Source organism: Alteraurantiacibacter aestuarii (assembly GCF_009827405.1).
In the GTDB taxonomy this organism is placed as follows: Bacteria; Pseudomonadota; Alphaproteobacteria; order Sphingomonadales; family Sphingomonadaceae; genus Alteraurantiacibacter; species Alteraurantiacibacter aestuarii.
The window spans coordinates 335,386-353,482 of sequence record NZ_WTYY01000001.1; the positions used below are offsets into that span (position 1 = coordinate 335,386).

The following is an 18,097-nucleotide window of genomic DNA, read 5'->3' on the forward strand; positions in this document are numbered from 1 at the left end:
CGATATTCCCCCCGAAACTCGCGCGTGGGGACCTGCCCCGGCTGCCCGCCGTCTGCGGCAGCTAGCCCGCTGCTGCCCTGGCAATCGCAATTGCAGGGCTATGGCGGAGACGGAGGGATTCGAACCCTCGATACCCGGTATGGGTATGGTTCCTTAGCAGGGAACTGGTTTCAGCCACTCACCCACGTCTCCAGATCGCAGCGGCGATGCGGGCGCGCTATAACCGGGGGTTCTGCGGGCCGCAAGCATAGCCTGCACTTGGCTGCAATTTGGCTGCTTGCCGGGGAATTGATTCGGTTCATCGCAAAAGAGACTCGGGTCGGCGCGCGTTCATTGCCGCTTCACCCGCAAAGGATTCTCTTGGCACATTGAAAAGGTCCGCTTGCCACAGAGGGGGATGACCATGTTGATCCGAATTGCTGAAAATTGCCGAACCGGCGCGCTGGGGATAGCGCTTGCCGTGCTGGCAGGTCTTGCCGCTGCGCCGGTTGCCGCGCAATCCATCGAAACCGTCGATCCCGATATGGCAATCGATGCCGATCTTGTGCAGCCGTCTGCAGGGCCCGCATATGATACGCAAGCCCCGGCGGCGCGTTACAGCCAGACCACCCCAAGCCCGGCCACCCCGATCTCTGACCGCTATGCCGATGCCACGCTGGACCTTCCGCCCGAAACCTATCCCGCCCCTGCGCAAGGTGCCTCGCCCGTCAACGCCGCGCAGGCCGTGCAGCAACAGCCATCCAGCACCTATGGCAGCGATGATCTGATCGGTGCCGCAGAGGGCCTGTTTGGCCGCGGTGCCGAAGGGCTGGCGCGCCTGATCCAGGATCTGCTGGACGAACAGGGTGAGCCCAATGGCTATATCGTCGGCCGCGAGGGCGGCGGCGCATTTGTGCTGGGCGTGCGTTACGGTTCGGGCACATTGTTCCACGCGATAGAAGGCAACCGCCCGGTTTACTGGACCGGCCCGTCGATCGGCTTCGATGCCGGGGCCAATGCCGGCAACACTTTCGTGCTGGTGTATAATCTCGACAATTCGGAGGAGCTTTACGAGCGCTTCCCGTCTGGCGAGGGGCAGGCCTATCTGGTGGGCGGTTTCACTGCCAGCTACCTGCGCAAGGGCAATATCGTGCTGATCCCGATCCGCGTGGGTGCGGGTCTGCGGCTGGGCGTGAATGCCGGCTACATGCGCTTTTCGCACAAGCAGCGCTGGTTGCCTTTCTGACGCTGGCGTAAAAATGCCGGACAAAGCGTGATTTCCACCTTGCGATAGAGTTGCTGCGGCGGCATTGACCGCGCCATCATGCTGGACAGACTCGAACAACAACCGCCCGACGCGCTGCTTGCGCTGATCAAACTCTATGAAGCGGACACCCGCGCCGACAAGATTGACCTTGGCGTGGGCGTCTATCGCACCGCCGATGGCGGCACGCCGGTATTCGGCTGCATCAAGGCGGCAGAGGCAAAGCTGGTGGCAGAGCAGCCCACCAAAGCCTACCTTGGGCCAGAGGGCGACATGGGCTTTGTCCATGCGCTGATGCCGCATATCTTTGGCGGCGATGATCCTGCGCAGGGTGGCCGCATCGAAGGCATGCAGACGCCGGGCGGCACGGGCGCGGTTCGCCTCGCCATTTCGCTGGCCAAGCGCGCGGGCGTCGAGAACATTTTGATGGGCACGCCGAGCTGGCCCAACCATGCGCAGATATTTGCCGATATCGGCGTCAATCTGGTCGCCTTCGATCATGCCGCGGCGGATGGCAGTGCCAACATGTTTGAACTGCGCAATGTCCTGCGCGGTGCGAGCAAGGGCGATGCGGTGCTGCTGCACGGCTGCTGCCACAATCCCACCGGGATCGACTACACCAACGATCAGTGGGACGAGATTGCCGAAATTCTGGCCGAAACCGGCGTGCTGCCGATCATCGATCTTGCCTATCAGGGCCTTGGCCTTGGCATGGAAGAGGATGCCTATGGCATGCGCAAGGTGCTTTCCGCCGTGCCGGAGGCGCTGGTGGCATACAGCTGTGACAAGAACTTCGGCCTCTATCGTGACCGTGTGGGCGCGCTTTACGCCTATACCGGCAGCGCGGAAGAGACCACGCGCGTGATGTCCAACGGCCATGCGCTGGCCCGCGCCAACTGGTCCATGCCGCCCGATCACGGCGCGGCTGCGGTGCGCATCGTGCTGACCGATGCGGGCATGACCGCGCAATGGGTGGCCGAACTGGATTCCATGCGTGCGCGCATCCTGCAGGTGCGCCAGAAGCTGGCCGCTTCCAGCAATGCCGGCGCGGTGAACCTGGCCCCGCTGGGCACGCAGCAGGGCATGTTCGCCATGCTGCCGCTGAACAAGGAGCAGATCCAGGCACTGCGCGACGATCACGGCGTGTACATGGCCGGTTCCGGCCGCATCAACGTGGCGGGCCTGACGATGGACAACATCGACAAGTTCGTGAGCGCGCTGGCGGCAGTGAGTACCTGACATTGGATCGCCAGCCGATCCTCATCGGGGAGCGGCTGGAAATGCGGCCGCTGCGCGAAGACGACTGGGATGCGCTGTTCGCCATCGCCAGTGACGCTGAGCTGTGGGCGCTGCACCCGATGCACGATCGCTGGCAGGAGCCGGTCTTCCGCGCCTTTTTTGCCGATGCGCTGGCCCAAGGCGGCGCGCTTGTGGGCATTGAGCGTGAGACGGGCGCGGTCGTTTCTTCGTCCCGCTTTCAGGGATACCTGCCCGCCAATGGCGGTGAGGTAGAGATCGGCTGGACCTTTCTCGCGCGCAACAGGTGGGGCAGCGGTCTGAACACCGAAATGAAGCGGCTGATGCTGGCCCATGCGCTTGGCTTTGTGGAGCGCGTTGTCTTTCGGGTTGGAGACACCAATCTGCGATCACGCCGGGCGGTGGAGAAGATCGGCGGACGGCTGACCGATGAGGTCGAAGTGATCGAACATGAAGGCCGGCAGCTCGTCCATGTGATCTACGAGATTCGCCGCGCGGACTTCGCCAGCGGACCGCTCTCCCAAGGCTGATCCGGCCCTGATCCTGTCCTGCCGGGGTTTACACAAGTTACACCTGTTGGAGATGGCGTGACCCTGCGCAATCCCGCCGTGGAAGCGGGTTTGCGGGGGTTTTCGGCGCGAAAACAGCTGTAGGAAAAAATAAAATCCTTGTTCGCGTCGCTTTGCGAAAATTTCCTACAGCAGGCGCGGAGTGGCGCGTGGGATGTGGGGGTGCAGACAGTGGGAAAGAGCCGCTCCGGGGCTAGGCCGGGATGGAGCGTGTAGGAAAGGGCGAAGGTCTGCGGCAGGGTCGTCAGCCTCGTCGTCATCCTGAACTCGTTTCAGGATCCATTTCTCAACCTTGAACAGCGGACAGAGAGGCCGGATGGATGCTGAAACGAGTTCAGCATGACGAAAGGGGGAATTACCCCCGCAGGCTGGCCATCCTTTGCAAATAGCGCGCGACCGTATCGATCTCCAGGTTCACTTCGCCGCCCTGGCGCAGTTCGCCCAGCGTGGTGACTTCGGCGGTGTGGGGGATGATGTTGAGGCCGAAATGGACCGATCCGTCGGGGCGGTCGTTGACCGAATTGACGGTGAGCGACACGCCATCGACGGTGATCGATCCCTTGGCGGCGATGAACGGCGCAAGATCGCCCGGCGCGGCGATGGTGGCGCGCATGGAATCGCCTTCGGGCCGCCAGTCATGCACTCTGCCCACGCCGTCGACATGGCCGGTGACGATGTGGCCGCCCATCTCGTCTCCCAGCCGCAGCGATGGTTCCAGATTGATATTGCGACCTTCGGTCCACATGCCCCTGGCGGTGCGGGATACTGTTTCTGCCGACACATCCACCGCAAACCACGCCTTGTTCTCATGGGCTGCACCCTTCTCGCCGCCGCGTTTCACCACGGTCAGGCACACGCCCGAACAGGCGATGGAGGCACCAATGGCGATTTTTGCAGGGTCGAGCGGGCAGGTGATCTGCACGCGCATATCGCCGCGCTGCTCAATGCTCTGGATCGTGCCGATGGCGGTAACGATGCCGGTGAACATCAAGAATCCCCTGTGGTGGCTGGTTGGTAGGTGAACAGCATATCGCTGCCTAAACGCCGCTGGTCAACGCGCACAAATCCGGCGGGCGGCGCGCCATCCACTGCGGGACCAAGCGCGCCATAGGCGGGAATGCCCGCGCCCAGCGTCACCGGCGCGCGGTAGATAATCAGCTGGTCGACCAGACCGGCGGCAAGGAAGGCCTGCGCCGTGGCCGCGCCGCCTTCGACATAGAGAAATTGCATGGCGTGCAGGTCATGCACCGCCTGCGGGGAGGGCAACTGCTCCCATCCGGCGGGCGCAGGCCCTCGTGTGAGCACCATGCGGCGCGGGCTGCGCGCCTCAAGCCCCGGCAGGCGCACGTCGAGGCGCGGGGCATCGTTTCGCAGCGTCGCGCCGCCCACCAGTATTGCCTCTGCCAGAGCGCGCTGGCGGTGCACATGCGCGCGCGCCACCGCGCCTGTCAGCATCACCGGCTCCCCCGAAAGCGGGCCGATGAAGCCATCGCGCGATACCGCCAGCTTCAGCGTGATATGCGGTCGGCCCCTGGTCTGGCGGGTGAGGAACCCGGCGAGACTTGTCCGGCTGGGTGCGTGATCGGCCAGTTCCACCGCGATCCCGGCGCCGCGCAGGCGGGCAATGCCCTGGCCATTGGTGCGCGAATCGGGATCGCCGCAGCCGATGACCACCTTCGCCAGCCCCGATGCCGCCAGCAGATCGGCACAGGCCGGGCCACGCGCGGAGAGATGGGCGCACGGCTCCAGCGTCACATGCATGGTGCCGCCGTGTGCGGCGCTACCCGCCTGCTGCAAGGCGATGGCCTCTGCATGGGGGCGGCCACCTGCGCCGGTCCAGCCGCGAGCGATAACGCGGCCCCGATTGACGATGATTGCCGCCACGCAGGGGTTGGGAGTGCTGAGCGGACGCGCCCTTATCGCCAGGCTGGCGGCGGCATCCAGCCAGCGCGGATCATCGTCAGTCGGCGGCAAGTCAGCCTGCCGCCCGCGCGCAATATTCTTCCACCGACAGGCCAACATCGGAATCGCTGGGGCGCGGCCCGGCGGCGGCTTCCTCGGCGGCGCGCTCGGCTGCTATTTCAGCTTCCATCGCGTCCACATCGATAAAGGTGGCGCGGCCCAGGGCGCGATACATGTCGCGGCCAATCTCGGCGCGCTGGTCCAGCTTGGCCTGCAGCTCATCCTTCAGCTGCTGGTTGGCACAGTTGGAAGCGATGATCTCCGCTTCGGAGCGGCCATCTTCCCAGGTGCTGATGAAGATCACATCGGGGCGACGCGGTTCGATCCGCTGGCTGTCAGGAATGAACAGCATGAACATGGCGAACGTCCCGGCAATCGCCACGCCCAGGATCGGCCAGCGATGCGGGGTCGGCTGGCGCCACTGTTCGGCAAGGTCGACCACCGCCCGTTTGGGAGAGATTCGGCGCAGGAATTGTTTCATGCGCGGCAAGATAGGATGCAGATGGCGATTGCGCCAGTGTTGCTGATGCTCCGGCTATTGCTCCGGCCAATGCCGCCGCTGATGTTTCGGGCGCTCAGCCGAAGGCGGCGTAAAGGCTGCGGCCTTCGTGCTTCAGCCAGCGGTCGGCATGGGCAAGGTCGCCATCGTACAGATCGCCCAGCAAGGCGTGGAACGATGGCGAATGGTCGAAATGGGTCAGGTGAGCCACCTCATGCGCCACCACCGACCGGCGCACATGGTCGGGCGCCATGATCAGCCGCCAGTTGATGCGGATGCAGCGGCCGTCATCCTTCTGGCCCGAACAGCTGCCCCAGCGCCGCTGCGCGCGCGACAGGCGCAGTTGCGGCAGGTCCCGGTGGCCGCCGCGCCCGCAATAGAACGCCAGGTCATCGGCCAGATGGCGCAGCGCTTCGGCCTCCATCCAGCGGCGGATGCGCGGCTGCAACGTGTCCTGCGGCCCGCCCAGCACCAGGCTGGCTTCGGCCAGCTGCGGCCTGCGCGGCTCCTTCTCGCGCCAGTCGATCAGCAGGTGCGTACCGCGGAAGGGCAGGGTCACGCCCGGAGCAATCTCTATTCTCTGTGGCAGGCGGGCCAGCTGCGCCTCGATCCAGTCGGTGCGGGCGCGGGCGAACACCAGGGCGTCTCGCGTTCGGCCCCAGCGCGGCAGAGTGATGCGCAATTCGCTGCCATCAGGCGCAATCCGCATGGTCAGCCTTGTGGCGCGCGCATGACGGCGAATGGCGATGGGCAATGTGCGGTCGGCCAGCGCGACGCTGGGATTGCGGTGATCCTCGCGCAGCCAGTCGATCACGCCCGCGTCCCCATCAATTCCGGCCTCTCATTTGCGGCCCCAGTCGGTCAGGTGATGTTCCAGCGGACCGGCATCGACCTCGCTGATCACGCGGCCAGCCACGCTGGCGCCAGCTTCCACCATCGCCTCATGGCTGCCGGTCAGCAGGTAATGCCAGTGCGGCAGCGGCTTGCCCCGTGCGCGCAATATATAGGCGCAGGTCTTGGGCAGCCACGGCACTTTCTTGACCAGCGCCGGGGTCAGCCGCAGGCAATCGGGCACAAAGGCCTTGCGGTGACGATAATCGCTGCAGCGCGCGGTATTGGTGTCCAGCAGCTTGCAGGCGACATTGGTCTCGGCAATTTCGCCGGTGTCCTCGTCCTCCAGCTTGTGCAGGCAGCAGCGCCCGCAGCCATCGCACAAGGCCTCCCACTCGGCGCGGTTGAGCGTGTCCAGGTCCAGCTCCCAGAAGCGGTCCCTCAGCTCACCCATTTGCCCAGTTCCGCGGCGACTTCCTCTGCCGAGCTTTCAACCGGCAGCAGGGCAATCGGCTGCCCCTCGCGCCCCATCAGATAGCCTGCGCGGCTGTGATCCATCAGATAGCCGACGTTCTCGTCATCCGGCCCGCGCTGGTAATAGACGGAGAAATTGCGCGCCGCCTCTTCAATGGCTTCGGGCGTGCCGGTCAGACCGATCAGATTGTCCCCGAAATTGGCGACATATTCACCCACTTTTTCCGGCGTATCGCGTTCGGGATCGATGGTGATGAAGATCGGCTGCACCTGCGCGGCCAGATCCGGATGGGCCTGCGACCACTGGCGATAGCCCAGCATCATGCGGTTGAGATCGAACGGGCACACGTCCGGGCACCATGCATAGCCGAAATAGACCATCCGGTACTTGCCGTCGAAATCGCTCCACCGCACGGTTTTGCCCGCAGTGTCCACCAGTTCGAACGGACCGCCGATGGCGGCGCCTTCCAGCGGCGGGGGCGGGGCGGGCTGCTGACTGCACGCGGCCAGCGGCGCGAGCAGGGCAAAAGCCACCGCAAGCTTGATCGGCAAAGTGACAGGGCGCGCTAATATGGGCATGGGCATGACAATTGGGTTCATGCTCTGCTAACGCAACCCCAGCAAGGACGAATCCGGCACATTATGCGGGATGTCCGCAGGAATCTTGATTGAGGAGAACGGGTGACCATGGTCGCTCTTCGAAAAATTGTCGTCATGCTGTCTGTAATGGGCAGCCTGGGCCTTTCCGTTCCTGCCGCGGCGCAGCTCTATTCCGATGGATATGAGTTCCTCCAGGCGGTTGAGGAGAAGGACAGCACCAAGGTGACCGAACTGCTCGACGTGCCCGGTTCCACCGTGGTCAATGCGCGCGATGTCTCGACCGGTCGCTCCGCCCTGCATATCGTAGTGGCGCGCCGCGACGTGACCTGGATCAACTTCCTCTACCAGCAGGGCGCGAACGTGAATATTCGCGACAACAACGGCGTCACCCCGCTGATGCTGGCGGTGCAGCTGGGCCATCTGGAAGGCGTGCAGGCGCTGGTGGCCAATGGTGCACGGGTGGACGTGACCAACAACTCGGGCGAGACGCCGCTGATGACTGCCGTGCATTCGCGCAATACCGAACTGATGCGCATTCTGCTGCAGGCCGGTGCCGATCCTGACCGGTATGACAATTCGGGCCGCTCGGCGCGCGATTATGCGCGGCTGCGGGGCGAGAATGACATCACCAACGATACGCTCAACCGTTATGCCCGCCCGCCTGCAGAGCGTGAGACGACCGGCACATCATACGGGCCGCGCTGATGACGATCGCCGCTGACGCCACGCTCGATGAAATCCGTCTGGGGCTGGCCCCGCAGGTGGCAAAGGGCGCCGTGTTCGATGGCTGGGGCGATGAAGCCCTGCTTGCCGCCGCGTCAATGGCCGGGGTCGATCCGGCGGTTGCCCGGCTGGCCTTTCCCGGTGGACCGATGGACATGATCGCCGCCTGGGTGGAAAGCGTGGACGCCGCGATGATGGCCACATTTGGCGGCGGCGCGCTCGACACGATGAAGATCCGTGAGCGTATTCGCACGCTGGTATGGTTCCGGCTGGAGCAGGTGAAGGGCCTTGAAGAGGCGCTGAGCCGCGCTCTGGCGATCCAGGCCATGCCGCAAAATGCCCTGCGCACCATGCGCATGGGCTGGTCCAGCGCAGACAAGATGTGGCGGCTGGCGGGCGATACCTCCACCGATTATAATCACTATACCAAACGCGTGATCCTGGCCTCGATCTATGCCGCGACGCTGGCGATCTACGTCAATGACGAGAGCGAGGACAAGGCCGACAGCCGCGCGTTCCTGGACCGCCGGATCGACGGGGTGATGAAGTTCGAAAAAGCCAAGGCAAAAGCCTTTGGCGACCGCGAGCACTTCGATGTGGCGCGCTTCCTTGGACGGCTGCGGTATCCATCCAGCTGATTTGCGCATGCCCATCCGCGCGTGCTTGTCTGTTTCGCTTCAGACTATATTGAGAACCAGTTGCAATTAGCGCGACTCTCTGGCACCGCGCCGGACCATTATGACACTCGATTCACTGCCGCCGCTTGTCCGCGCGGAAATCGTCCATGTGGACTGGGATGCGCTCGCCCCGGAAGAGGGCAAGCGCCTGCGCGCGCTTGGCATTGATCAGGGTGCCCGCGTGGCCATTTCGCATCGCGGGATTTTTGCAGGGCGTGATCCGATCGCGCTGATGATCGGGCGCATGACGGTGGCCCTGCGCCGCGTTCATGCCAAGGCGATGACGGTGCGCGAGATATGAGTACGCTGCGCACGGCCGCGCTGGTCGGCAACCCCAATTCTGGCAAGAGCGCGCTGTTCAACGCGCTGACCGGTGCACGCCAGAAGATCGCCAATTATCCCGGCGTGACGGTGGAGCGAAAGGCGGGCCGACTGGTCCTGCCTTCTGGCGAGGTGGTCGAACTGATCGACCTGCCCGGCTCCTATTCGCTCGATCCGTCCAGCCCGGACGAGGAAGTTACCCGCAGCGTGGTCGAAGGCAATTTTGCCGGCGAGGCCGTGCCCGATGTGCTGGTGGTGGTGATCGATGCGGCCAATCTGGAACAGCATCTGGTGTTCGCGCAGGAGCTGATCGGGCTGGGGCGTCCCACCGTGATCGCCCTCAACATGATCGACCTGGCCGAACGCGACGGGCTGGTGATCGATCCGGCGGCGCTGTCCGATGCGCTGGGCGTGCCGGTGGTGCCCACAGTGGCGGTCCGCAAGCGCGGGCTGGGGGTGCTGCTGGATCAGCTGGAGACGGCCGGTTCGCAGGACATGTCCGCGCGCCATCAGGTGGCCCGGCTGACCATGCCGGAACGGCGCCTCGCCGCGCGCAACATCGCCAAGGGTGCCATCGTTTCGGAAAGTTCGGTGCACCAGCTCCACGCCAAGCTGGACAAGGTGCTGCTGCATCCGTGGCTGGGCCCGGTGATCCTGTTTGGCCTGCTGTTCGTGATCTTCCAGGCGGTGTTCGCCTGGGCCACGCCCTTTGCCGATGCGCTGGACGCAGGCATTTCCGCGCTGATCGATCTGGCGCGGGCCATTCTGCCAGAGGGCATCATCCGCGATCTGGTGACAGAGGGTATCCTCACCGGCGTGGGATCGGTGGTGGTGTTCCTGCCGCAGATCGTGATCCTGTTCGCCTTCATCCTGGCGATGGAGCAATCGGGATATATGGCGCGCGCCGCCTTCATCATGGACCGGCTGATGGCCTATGTCGGCCTGTCCGGGCGCAGTTTCATTCCGCTTCTGTCCAGCTTTGCCTGCGCCATTCCGGGCATCATGGCCACACGCTCCATCTCCGATCCAAAGGACCGGCTGACCACCATCCTGATCGCCCCGATGATGACCTGTTCGGCGCGCCTGCCGGTCTATGCGGTGATCATCGCCGCGTTCATTCCCGCCACCAGCGTTGGCCCTGGCATTGGCTTGCAGGGGCTGGTGATGTTCGCGCTCTATATCGCCGGAATCGTGGGCGCGATGGTGGTGGCGCTGGTGCTGCGGCGCACCGCCACAAAGGGCGCTGCATCGGGTTTCATCATGGAAATGCCGCGTTACCAGTGGCCGCCCTTGCGCGATCTGGCGATTGGCCTGTGGCAGCGCGCCTGGGTGTTCCTGCGCCGCGCCGGCACGATCATCTTCATGGCCACCATCGTGCTGTGGCTGCTGCTGAGTTTCCCCAAGGCCGAGATTGGCGAGAGCCAGGTCGATGCCTCTTTCGCGGGCAAGATCGCCGATGGCCTGCACGTTGTGATGGAGCCGATCGGCTTCAATCGCGAGATCAGCCTGGCGCTGATCCCGGCGATGGCCGCGCGCGAGGTGGCCGTGTCTGCCCTGGCAACGACCTATGCCGTGAATGCCGAGGATGACGATGCCGCCGCCGAAGGCCTGATCCCGCAATTGCGCGCCGAATGGACCTTGCCCACCGCGCTGGCCTTCCTGGCGTGGTTCGTGTTCGCGCCGCAGTGCCTCTCCACCATCGCGGTTGCCCGGCGGGAAACGAACGGGTGGAAATGGCCCGCCTTCATGTTGGCCTACCTGTTCGGACTGGCCTACATCTTTGCCGGACTCACCTATTGGAGCGCGGTCGCGCTGGGCCTCTAGGGCGGTATTTCAAAGGCTGGCGCGCGCGTAATATTCTGCTGCTTGTGGAAAAAGCGCAGCCGCCAGTGGTAGCGAACTGCCGGTCCATTCGATAAGTCCTCTGCAAACGCGCAAAGAGGAAAGAGATTCGATGGCCGGTTCACTCAACAAGGTAATGCTGATCGGCAATCTGGGTGCAGACCCCGAAATCCGCAGCTTTCAGAACGGCGGCAAGGTGTGCAACCTGCGCATCGCCACGTCCGAGACGTGGAAGGACAAGGAAGGCCAGCGCCAGGAACGCACCGAATGGCACACCGTGGCGATCTTCTCCGAAGGGCTGGTGCGCGTGTGTGAGAATTACCTGCGCAAGGGTTCCAAGGTTTACGTCGAAGGCCAGTTGCAGACCCGCAAGTGGCAGGACCAGAACGGCCAGGATCGCTACAGCACGGAGATCGTTCTGCGCGGCTTCAACGGCACGCTGACCATGCTCGATGGTGCTGGCGGTAGTCAGGGCGGCGGCGGCGGTGGTGGCGGCAGCCAGGGTGGCGGCGGCTACGGCGGCGGATCGTCAGGCGGTGCTGGCGGCGGCGGATCGAACTGGAACCAGGGTGGCGGCAGTTCTGGCGGTGCGGGCGGTAGCTCGGGCGGTTCGGGTGGCGGCTCCAGCTTCGGTGACGATCTGGACGACGATATCCCGTTCTGACGAACTGCGCCTGTGCGCTAATCCTTCTTCAGTTTCGCCAGCGCCTGCTGCAACGGGCCGTCTGGCTGCGGGGCTGACAGGCCCACTTGCGTGCGCACCTGATCGGCATTGGGGCCGGTCAGGTAGGGGTCGATGGCCAGCGCCAGGCTTTGCGCCACGGCCTCTCCCAGATCAAAGCTGTTCCCGGCAAAGGGAATCTCGTCCAGCTCCTCCTCTTCCAGCTCGATCTCTTCGGCCTCTATCGCGCGTTCGGGCACGAATCGCAGGGTAATATCCTCGCGAATGGCGACGGCCAGATCATCGCCGGAAATGGCGCAGCTTTGCACGACATCGGCCTCCAGCCTGCCCGCAGCCACCACCGCCTCGCCATCGGGCGTAAGCTGCAATTCGGCCGTCAGGGAGTGGATCGCGGGGATGGCAAAGCGCCGGGCCAGATCCTCTCGCTGCTGCGCATCGGCCACCAGCCGGACGGGTTTTTCCTTCAGCTGGCGGCGGTCGATCATGTGCGAAAATTCGGGCGCGGGCGTGCGATCGGGGGCGCGGTCAGGGGCGCGATCGGGGGCGCGGTCAGGGGTAGGGCCAGCGCTCATCGGGCGATCCTTCCGGCCAGTACGTCGTCATCGCTGCGATCCGCCAGATCGTCATGCAGGGCGCGCAGCCGCGTTGCTAGGCCTTGCGGATCGGGCGTCTCGCTCCAGGTGACATTGCGCTCCAGCACGGTGGCAAGCTGTTCCATGTCGCCCTCCTTCATCACCTTGCGCAAAGCCCCCAGTCTGCCGCCCAGTGCGCTCATCAAGCGGCCCATGTGCTTGCCGACCACCACATCGCCAATGCCGCTTTCGCGCAGCTGGCCGTCCATGTCCTCCACGAACAATTCGGTCAGCAATGCCGCCTTGGGGCCCAGCGAGCGGCTCTTTTCCATCCGCAGCATGACCAGGGTGAGCACGTTCACCACCATGTCGAACCGGCCCTCCACACTGTCCGCCACGCCGCTGCGGGCATAATATTCGGGCAGGCGGCTGATTTCGACCACGCGGAACCACAGGGGGCGCAAGCCGTCGCGCGGGTCGGACTGAGTGCCGAAAAGGCGGGAGAGAAAGGACATGGTGTGTTCGGGACCTGATCGTTAAGCGCCGGTTCAATGGGCGGGGGTTCAATGGCAAAGGTTCAGGAGGCTGTGGTCAAGCGCATTGCACGCTGGCGCGCCAGACCGTAAGGCATGGCAAATCATGCTGGGCAAGTGACTTTGGCCGACTGATATTGGCTGACTGATATAGGTATGCCGCGCGGCCCCGCAATGATCGTGCGTGCCACAGGCGAGTGAAGGGTTTGGTAAAGATGCATTTCAAGACTGGGCATTCCAGTTTGCGGGTCGCTGCGGCAATCGGCGCTTTTGCGCTGGTCGCTGGCTGCTCCTCGATCCAGAATACGCGCGGCTATCTGGTCGATGAAGTGCTTGTTGCCGCAGTGCAGCCCGGCCTGGACAATCAGGAATCGGTGCGCGGCACGCTGGGACGGCCCACGCTGACCAGCCAGTTTGGCGACCCGGTTTGGTATTATATCTCCAGCCGCACGAATCAGAGGCCTTTCACCACCCCCCGGATCGCCACCCATTCGGTGCTCGCGGTCCGCTTTGACGAGGCTGGCAATGTCATCTCGGCAGATCGCACCGGGATGGACAAGGTCGTCCTGCTCGATCCCGATAGCGGCAAGACACCCACGCTGGGCCGCCATCGCAGCCTGCTGGAAGATCTGTTCGGCAATATCGGCACGGTTGGCGCGCCCGGTGTTGGCGGCGGCGGCGGCGGCCCTGGCTGATCGGGGCCACGCGGCGATGACGATCAGCCCGGTCGGCTGATCACCCCACTCTGGAACGCAGTTTACGCAAGGCCCGCAGCAATTTGGACTGCAGGCCCAGCCGTTCATGCACGTGCAGCGTCCGCTCTGTGCCGCCGGTCTTGGTGGCCCAGGCCCATTGCTCGTTCACCACTTCGAACTTCCCGTAATCGGGATGCTGCATCACCAGCAGGTGGAAGATGCTCTTCACATGCGGCTCCAGCCGCTCGTCATCTGCCAGGTCGCGGTGGTTGATGCCATCGGTCGCCATATCGGCGGCGCCATAGGCGTAGTTGTAATCGTCGAACAGCACGGTGCCGCCAGGGTTCAGCAACTTGTCCGCCATGAAGAAGGCCGCGCCATCGATGGTCCAGTTCTTGGGTCCATCGATGAAGCACAGGTCATAGCCGGGACGGCACACGCCATTGGCGGTGCTGGCCTCGATCTTCTTTTTCAGGAACCAGGTGTAGCTGCTCTTTTCGCGGTGGATGGTGGCGTATTTCTCCAGCCCGCATTTCTTCAGCAGATCTTCGGGCGAAGGATCGCGGGGCACATCGATCAGGTCCACCCCGTCAATATGGCCTGCGCCGATCTCGTCCAGAGCGGCGGCCATGTAGCACAGGCTCACTCCGTGGGCGACGCCCAGCTCAAGGCAGTTCTTCGGCTGGTGGCGAAGCACGAAATCATAAAGCTCACGGCCGCGTTCCGGGCTGGTGAAGGGAATGCCCTTGATCAATTCCGCGACGGTTTCGAACTTCATTGCGATTCATGCTCCTGATTTTGCAGGCACCTTTACATGCCAAATGGTTCAACAAAAGGGGGAAAGCCGCGCAATTGACGGTACTTGCGCGCCGCCATTGGTCGCCACTGATCGCCATTGACCACCAGTGGCCGTCAAAGCGGGCCATTCCCCGCCATTCCTTGAAGCCCACGCCATCTGGCCCCATATGCGCAGGCATGGACGATAGCAGGAATAGCCACGGCATGATCCAGTGGCATGGCACCACCATCATCGGCGTGAAACGCGGCGACACCACCGTGATCGCCGGCGACGGGCAGGTTTCGATGGGCAATACGGTGATGAAGCCCAACGCGCGCAAGGTGCGCCGGATTGGCGAAGGGCAGAAAGTCATCGCCGGTTTTGCCGGTGCCACCGCCGACGCCTTCACCCTGTTCGAACGGCTGGAACGCAAGCTGGAACAGCACAGCGGGCAATTGCTGCGCGCCGCAGTGGAACTGGCCAAGGACTGGCGGACCGACAAGTATCTGCGCAATCTGGAAGCGCTGATGATCGTTGCCGATAAAGAGGTGATGCTGGTGCTGACGGGCAATGGTGATGTGCTGGAGCCCGAAGCCAGCAGCGATACGATGATCGCCGCGATCGGCTCTGGCGGCAATTACGCGCTCGCCGCCGCCCGCGCACTGGCAGATTACGAGGACGATCCCGAAAAGATCGCCCGCCGCGCCATGGCTGTTGCCGCTGACGTATGCGTCTTCACCAATGACCGCGTGACGCTTGAAACCATCTGATTTCACGGAAAACCCATGACTGACCACCTTACTCCCAAGGCCATCGTGGCCGCGCTGGATGAGCACATCATCGGCCAGAAGGACGCCAAGCGCGCCGTGGCCGTGGCGCTGCGCAACCGCTGGCGGCGCCAGCGCCTGTCGCCCGAATTGCGCGACGAGGTAACCCCCAAGAACATCCTGATGATCGGCCCCACCGGCTGCGGCAAGACAGAGATCAGCCGCCGTCTGGCCCGGCTGGCCGAGGCGCCCTTCGTGAAGGTCGAAGCCACCAAGTTCACCGAGGTCGGCTATGTCGGCCGCGATGTGGAGCAGATCGCCCGCGATCTGGTGGAAGAGGCCATCCGGCTGGAAAAGGACCGCCGCCGCGAGGCCGTGCGCGAAGCCGCCAGCAAGGCGGCGATGGACCGGCTGCTGGCTGCCCTTGTCGGTGACAGCGCCAGCGAGGCGACGCGCGAGAGCTTCCGCCAGCGCATCGTCGAAAATGCCATGAACGATACCGAGGTCGAGATCGAGGTTGCCGAACAGTCGGGCATGCAGATGGACTTCCCCGGTATGGGCCCAGGCATGGGCGGGGCGACGATGATCAACCTGTCGGAAATGATGGGCAAGGCCTTTGGCGGCCCGCCCAAGAAGAAGCAGAAATTGAAGGTGCCCGATGCGTGGGACCGGCTGGTGGATGAAGAAGCCGAAAAGCGCATGGATCAGGACGACGTTGCCCGCGTGGCTCTGGCCAATGCGGAGACCAATGGCATCGTGTTTCTGGACGAGATCGACAAGATCGCCGTCAGCGATGTGCGCGGCGGATCGGTTTCGCGTGAGGGCGTTCAGCGCGATCTGCTGCCGCTGATCGAAGGCACCACCGTAGCCACCAAGTACGGCCCGATGAAAACCGACCACGTGCTGTTCATCGCCAGCGGCGCGTTCCACGTGGCCAAGCCGTCCGACATGCTGCCCGAATTGCAGGGCCGCCTGCCCATCCGGGTGGAATTGCGCAGCCTGACCGAAGAGGATTTCGTCCGCATATTGAGCGAGACCAAGGCCAATCTGGTGAGCCAGTACAAGGCGCTGCTGGGCACCGAGGAACTGACCGTCGAGATGACGCAGGACGCGGTGACCGAAGTCGCCCGGCTGGCCGCGCAGGTCAACGAAGGAGTTGAGAATATCGGCGCCCGCCGCCTGCAGACGATGATGGAAAAACTGTTCGAGGAACTCAGCTTCGAAGCCGAGGACCGCAAGGGCGAAAGCGTCACCATCGACGGCGCCTATGTGCGCGACAAGCTGTCAGAACTGGCCGGCAATACCGACCTCAGCAAGTATATCCTGTAGGCTGGGGCGGGCGGTTGGGGCCGGGCCTATTCACCCGCTGTGTCGCTGCCCTCATTGCGGAATTTTTCGACCAGTTCGCGCTGTTCGGGATACCAGTATTGCAGGTGGCAATCCTCGCACACTGAATCGAGCTGATCGATCAGCGGGCCGGCAGTTGCGGCATCGCGGCTGCGCGCGGCCTGGGCAATCTGGCCGACATGCAGTTCCAGCGCGCTGGCAAGGGCGCGGAACTGGTCCGGATTGGCATCCACGAAGCCCTGCACCTGCTGCGCGCTGTGACCGTAGGGAATGTCCTGATCGCTGATGGCCACGCCCGGTGCGGCCACCACGATGGGGTCCATCTGCGCCAGCGTGCGCGCGCCAGCCTCCACTCCTGATGCCAGATCGGCCAGCTGGGTCCACTGCGCATCATCCATCAGCGAACCGTCCAGTCCGCCTTCAGTGCCGATCGCCATGTTGGAGACATCCCACAGGGCATCGGCATTGGCGTCGATCTGGTTCAGCATCACCTCATGCATGGTCACCGGTGCAGCCGCCTCCTGGCTTTCCTCCGGCGCGGGGGAGGAGCAGGCTGACAGTGCGGTGAGGCTGATCAGGGCGGTGGCGGCGGCGATAGCGATATGTTTCATGAACGAAAATTACGCCTCGCCACGGTGAGTCGCCACCAGAAAATTGTCGCAGGATTGCGGCTTACGAACACCATCCGCACCAGAACCACGCCGGAGGGCGGAAGGCGGTTATCACGCGGCCTGCGGCGATCACGCCCATCCAGCAGCCGAAGCTGACAATGGCGAAGATGCGCGCCCGGCGCGGGGCGTCCTGATACGGGGTGAGCGAGCGCACCGCGCCCGCAGTGGTGAGGTAGAAGCCTGCCATGTTGATCCCGGCAATGGCGATCAGCGCCATCTTGATCTGCCATGCCGGATTATACAGATACTGGTCGGGCGAACTGGAAACGAAGATCGCGCCCGAGGCCGCGCACAGCACAAAACCCAGCACGCCAAAGGGAACCAAGCGGTGCAGGCCCGCCAGCGATATGCCCTTGAACGCGCCCATCATCCGCAGGTCATAAATGCCCACCGATCCCATCAGCAGGCACAGGCCGGTGAAGTGGACGATCTCTGCAATCGGCCAGCCCCAGGCGGAATAGGCGATATCGAACAGCCCGCTGTCGATGGACCAGTTGACGATGGCCACCGGGTCAAGGACGGTGTCTTGCGGGATGGGCGCCTCTACCATGTCAGGTCGCTCGTCAGCAGCATGGTGTTGGTATAGAGCAGCAGCTTGCCGCTCGCCACGGCGGCCAGCCACAGCGCCATCGCCAGCGCAGCCTGCAGCTTGACCAGCAGAACCGGCTCCATCGTCTTGCGAAAGCTGATCCGGGCGATGTGCCGCACCAGCAAGGCGGCGGCGATCAGGCAGGCGAATTTCAGCGCGAATACCGGATTGGTCAGCGCCTTGGCCGGATATCCCGCCAGCAGCCCCAGGCCGGAAATGATCGCCAGCACCGCGCCCAGCTTCATCAGCGGGAACAGCCTGCGGATCTTGCTCAGCTGGATCTGCTTGCCCACGCCGATCACCCGCAGCGATACGGCAAAGCCGCCGCCGACGAGGAACGCCATGCCCCAGGCATGCACGATCAGCAGGACGAAATAGGCGTAGAAGTCCTCGCGCACAAAAGTGCTGATGCGCGTCTGCTCAATCCAGGCGAGAATATCCATCATCCCGACGCATGGTTAACAT

Annotated in this window: 23 protein-coding genes and 1 tRNA gene; 11 read left to right on the top strand and 13 right to left on the bottom strand. The window is 63.8% G+C overall.

The features are described 5' to 3' along the window. Positions 1–101: 101 nt before the first annotated feature. Positions 102–192, bottom strand: a tRNA-Ser gene (locus tag GRI32_RS01585). Positions 193–397: 205 nt separating this feature from the next. Here GRI32_RS01585 and GRI32_RS01590 point away from each other — a divergent pair. The 3 genes from GRI32_RS01590 to GRI32_RS01600 all read left to right on the top strand — a co-directional run bounded on the left by GRI32_RS01590 (position 398) and on the right by GRI32_RS01600 (position 3,030). Beyond that, the gene (locus GRI32_RS01590) at positions 398–1,225 is read left to right on the top strand and encodes a DUF1134 domain-containing protein (protein WP_160589366.1); all 828 of its coding nucleotides are present in this window, start codon (positions 398–400) and stop codon (positions 1,223–1,225) included. A 78-nt stretch (positions 1,226–1,303) separates the two neighbouring features. Next, positions 1,304–2,482, top strand: coding sequence for an amino acid aminotransferase (locus GRI32_RS01595; protein ID WP_160589367.1), 1,179 nt, complete (start codon positions 1,304–1,306; stop codon positions 2,480–2,482). 2 nt (positions 2,483–2,484) lie between these two features. Then, a complete protein-coding gene (locus GRI32_RS01600) occupies positions 2,485–3,030 on the top strand; it encodes a GNAT family N-acetyltransferase (RefSeq protein ID WP_160589368.1) in 546 nt (181 codons plus the stop codon). A 394-nt stretch (positions 3,031–3,424) separates the two neighbouring features. Here the strand turns inward: GRI32_RS01600 and GRI32_RS01605 are convergent, their stop codons facing one another. The 6 genes from GRI32_RS01605 to GRI32_RS01630 form a co-directional block, all read right to left on the bottom strand. Next, positions 3,425–4,057 (bottom strand): riboflavin synthase, encoded by a 633-nt coding sequence (locus tag GRI32_RS01605; protein ID WP_160589369.1) that lies wholly within the window; start codon positions 4,055–4,057, stop codon positions 3,425–3,427. Further along, positions 4,057–5,043, bottom strand: a complete 987-nt coding sequence (gene ribD / locus GRI32_RS01610) for a bifunctional diaminohydroxyphosphoribosylaminopyrimidine deaminase/5-amino-6-(5-phosphoribosylamino)uracil reductase RibD (protein WP_237437309.1) — start codon at positions 5,041–5,043, stop codon at positions 4,057–4,059. Before ribD ends, GRI32_RS01605 begins: the two co-directional genes overlap by 1 nt. A 1-nt stretch (position 5,044) precedes the next feature. Beyond that, complete coding sequence (locus GRI32_RS01615) at positions 5,045–5,512, bottom strand: hypothetical protein (RefSeq protein ID WP_160589371.1); 468 nt, start codon at positions 5,510–5,512, stop codon at positions 5,045–5,047. Positions 5,513–5,606: 94 nt separating this feature from the next. Further along, complete coding sequence (locus GRI32_RS01620; RefSeq protein WP_160589372.1) at positions 5,607–6,344, bottom strand: YgjP-like metallopeptidase domain-containing protein; 738 nt, start codon at positions 6,342–6,344, stop codon at positions 5,607–5,609. Positions 6,345–6,371: 27 nt separating this feature from the next. Continuing rightward, positions 6,372–6,815 (bottom strand): YcgN family cysteine cluster protein, encoded by a 444-nt coding sequence (locus GRI32_RS01625; protein ID WP_160589373.1) that lies wholly within the window; start codon positions 6,813–6,815, stop codon positions 6,372–6,374. After that, a complete protein-coding gene (locus tag GRI32_RS01630; RefSeq protein WP_237437310.1) occupies positions 6,803–7,387 on the bottom strand; it encodes an SCO family protein in 585 nt (194 codons plus the stop codon). Before GRI32_RS01630 ends, GRI32_RS01625 begins: the two co-directional genes overlap by 13 nt. A 135-nt stretch (positions 7,388–7,522) precedes the next feature. Between GRI32_RS01630 and GRI32_RS01635 the strand changes: the two genes are divergently transcribed. From GRI32_RS01635 to ssb, 5 genes are all read left to right on the top strand, one after another. Next, entirely contained in the window at positions 7,523–8,140 is a 618-nt protein-coding gene (locus GRI32_RS01635) for an ankyrin repeat domain-containing protein (protein ID WP_160589374.1), read from the top strand. Next, on the top strand, positions 8,140–8,796 hold the full coding sequence (locus GRI32_RS01640) for a COQ9 family protein (protein WP_160589375.1): 657 nt from the start codon (positions 8,140–8,142) through the stop codon (positions 8,794–8,796). Before GRI32_RS01635 ends, GRI32_RS01640 begins: the two co-directional genes overlap by 1 nt. 100 nt (positions 8,797–8,896) lie before the next feature. Continuing rightward, positions 8,897–9,136 carry a FeoA family protein gene (locus GRI32_RS01645; protein WP_160589376.1) on the top strand — a complete coding sequence of 80 codons (240 nt, stop codon included), beginning with the start codon at positions 8,897–8,899 and terminating at the stop codon, positions 9,134–9,136. After that, positions 9,133–10,980: a ferrous iron transporter B gene (feoB, locus tag GRI32_RS01650; RefSeq protein WP_160589377.1), complete on the top strand. Its 1,848-nt coding sequence runs from the start codon at positions 9,133–9,135 to the stop codon at positions 10,978–10,980. The genes GRI32_RS01645 and feoB overlap by 4 nt, the downstream gene beginning before the upstream one ends. 130 nt (positions 10,981–11,110) lie before the next feature. Then, positions 11,111–11,662, top strand: coding sequence for a single-stranded DNA-binding protein (gene ssb / locus GRI32_RS01655; RefSeq protein ID WP_160589378.1), 552 nt, complete (start codon positions 11,111–11,113; stop codon positions 11,660–11,662). A 17-nt stretch (positions 11,663–11,679) separates the two neighbouring features. Here the strand turns inward: ssb and GRI32_RS01660 are convergent, their stop codons facing one another. Further along, on the bottom strand, positions 11,680–12,252 hold the full coding sequence (locus GRI32_RS01660; protein WP_160589379.1) for a YceD family protein: 573 nt from the start codon (positions 12,250–12,252) through the stop codon (positions 11,680–11,682). Next, entirely contained in the window at positions 12,249–12,767 is a 519-nt protein-coding gene (locus GRI32_RS01665; protein WP_160589380.1) for a ubiquinol-cytochrome C chaperone family protein, read from the bottom strand. The genes GRI32_RS01660 and GRI32_RS01665 overlap by 4 nt, the downstream gene beginning before the upstream one ends. 233 nt (positions 12,768–13,000) lie before the next feature. Between GRI32_RS01665 and GRI32_RS01670 the strand changes: the two genes are divergently transcribed. Beyond that, positions 13,001–13,480: an outer membrane protein assembly factor BamE gene (locus GRI32_RS01670; RefSeq protein WP_160589381.1), complete on the top strand. Its 480-nt coding sequence runs from the start codon at positions 13,001–13,003 to the stop codon at positions 13,478–13,480. A 40-nt stretch (positions 13,481–13,520) separates the two neighbouring features. On the opposite strand, the gene GRI32_RS01675 is transcribed toward GRI32_RS01670, so the two are convergent. Then, positions 13,521–14,258, bottom strand: coding sequence for an O-methyltransferase (locus GRI32_RS01675; RefSeq protein ID WP_160589382.1), 738 nt, complete (start codon positions 14,256–14,258; stop codon positions 13,521–13,523). 197 nt (positions 14,259–14,455) lie between these two features. Here GRI32_RS01675 and hslV point away from each other — a divergent pair, with 197 nt between their 5' ends. Both hslV and hslU read left to right on the top strand, forming a co-directional pair. Further along, positions 14,456–15,028, top strand: coding sequence for an ATP-dependent protease subunit HslV (gene hslV, locus GRI32_RS01680; protein WP_160589383.1), 573 nt, complete (start codon positions 14,456–14,458; stop codon positions 15,026–15,028). A 15-nt stretch (positions 15,029–15,043) separates the two neighbouring features. Further along, positions 15,044–16,354, top strand: coding sequence for an ATP-dependent protease ATPase subunit HslU (gene hslU, locus GRI32_RS01685; RefSeq protein WP_160589384.1), 1,311 nt, complete (start codon positions 15,044–15,046; stop codon positions 16,352–16,354). Positions 16,355–16,380: 26 nt separating this feature from the next. Here the strand turns inward: hslU and GRI32_RS01690 are convergent, their stop codons facing one another. From GRI32_RS01690 to GRI32_RS01700, 3 genes are all read right to left on the bottom strand, one after another. Continuing rightward, complete coding sequence (locus GRI32_RS01690) at positions 16,381–16,983, bottom strand: cytochrome c (RefSeq protein WP_160589385.1); 603 nt, start codon at positions 16,981–16,983, stop codon at positions 16,381–16,383. 61 nt (positions 16,984–17,044) lie between these two features. Further along, positions 17,045–17,593: a hypothetical protein gene (locus GRI32_RS01695; RefSeq protein WP_160589386.1), complete on the bottom strand. Its 549-nt coding sequence runs from the start codon at positions 17,591–17,593 to the stop codon at positions 17,045–17,047. Next, positions 17,587–18,078: a hypothetical protein gene (locus tag GRI32_RS01700; protein WP_160589387.1), complete on the bottom strand. Its 492-nt coding sequence runs from the start codon at positions 18,076–18,078 to the stop codon at positions 17,587–17,589. The genes GRI32_RS01695 and GRI32_RS01700 overlap by 7 nt, the downstream gene beginning before the upstream one ends. Positions 18,079–18,097 lie beyond the last annotated feature (19 nt).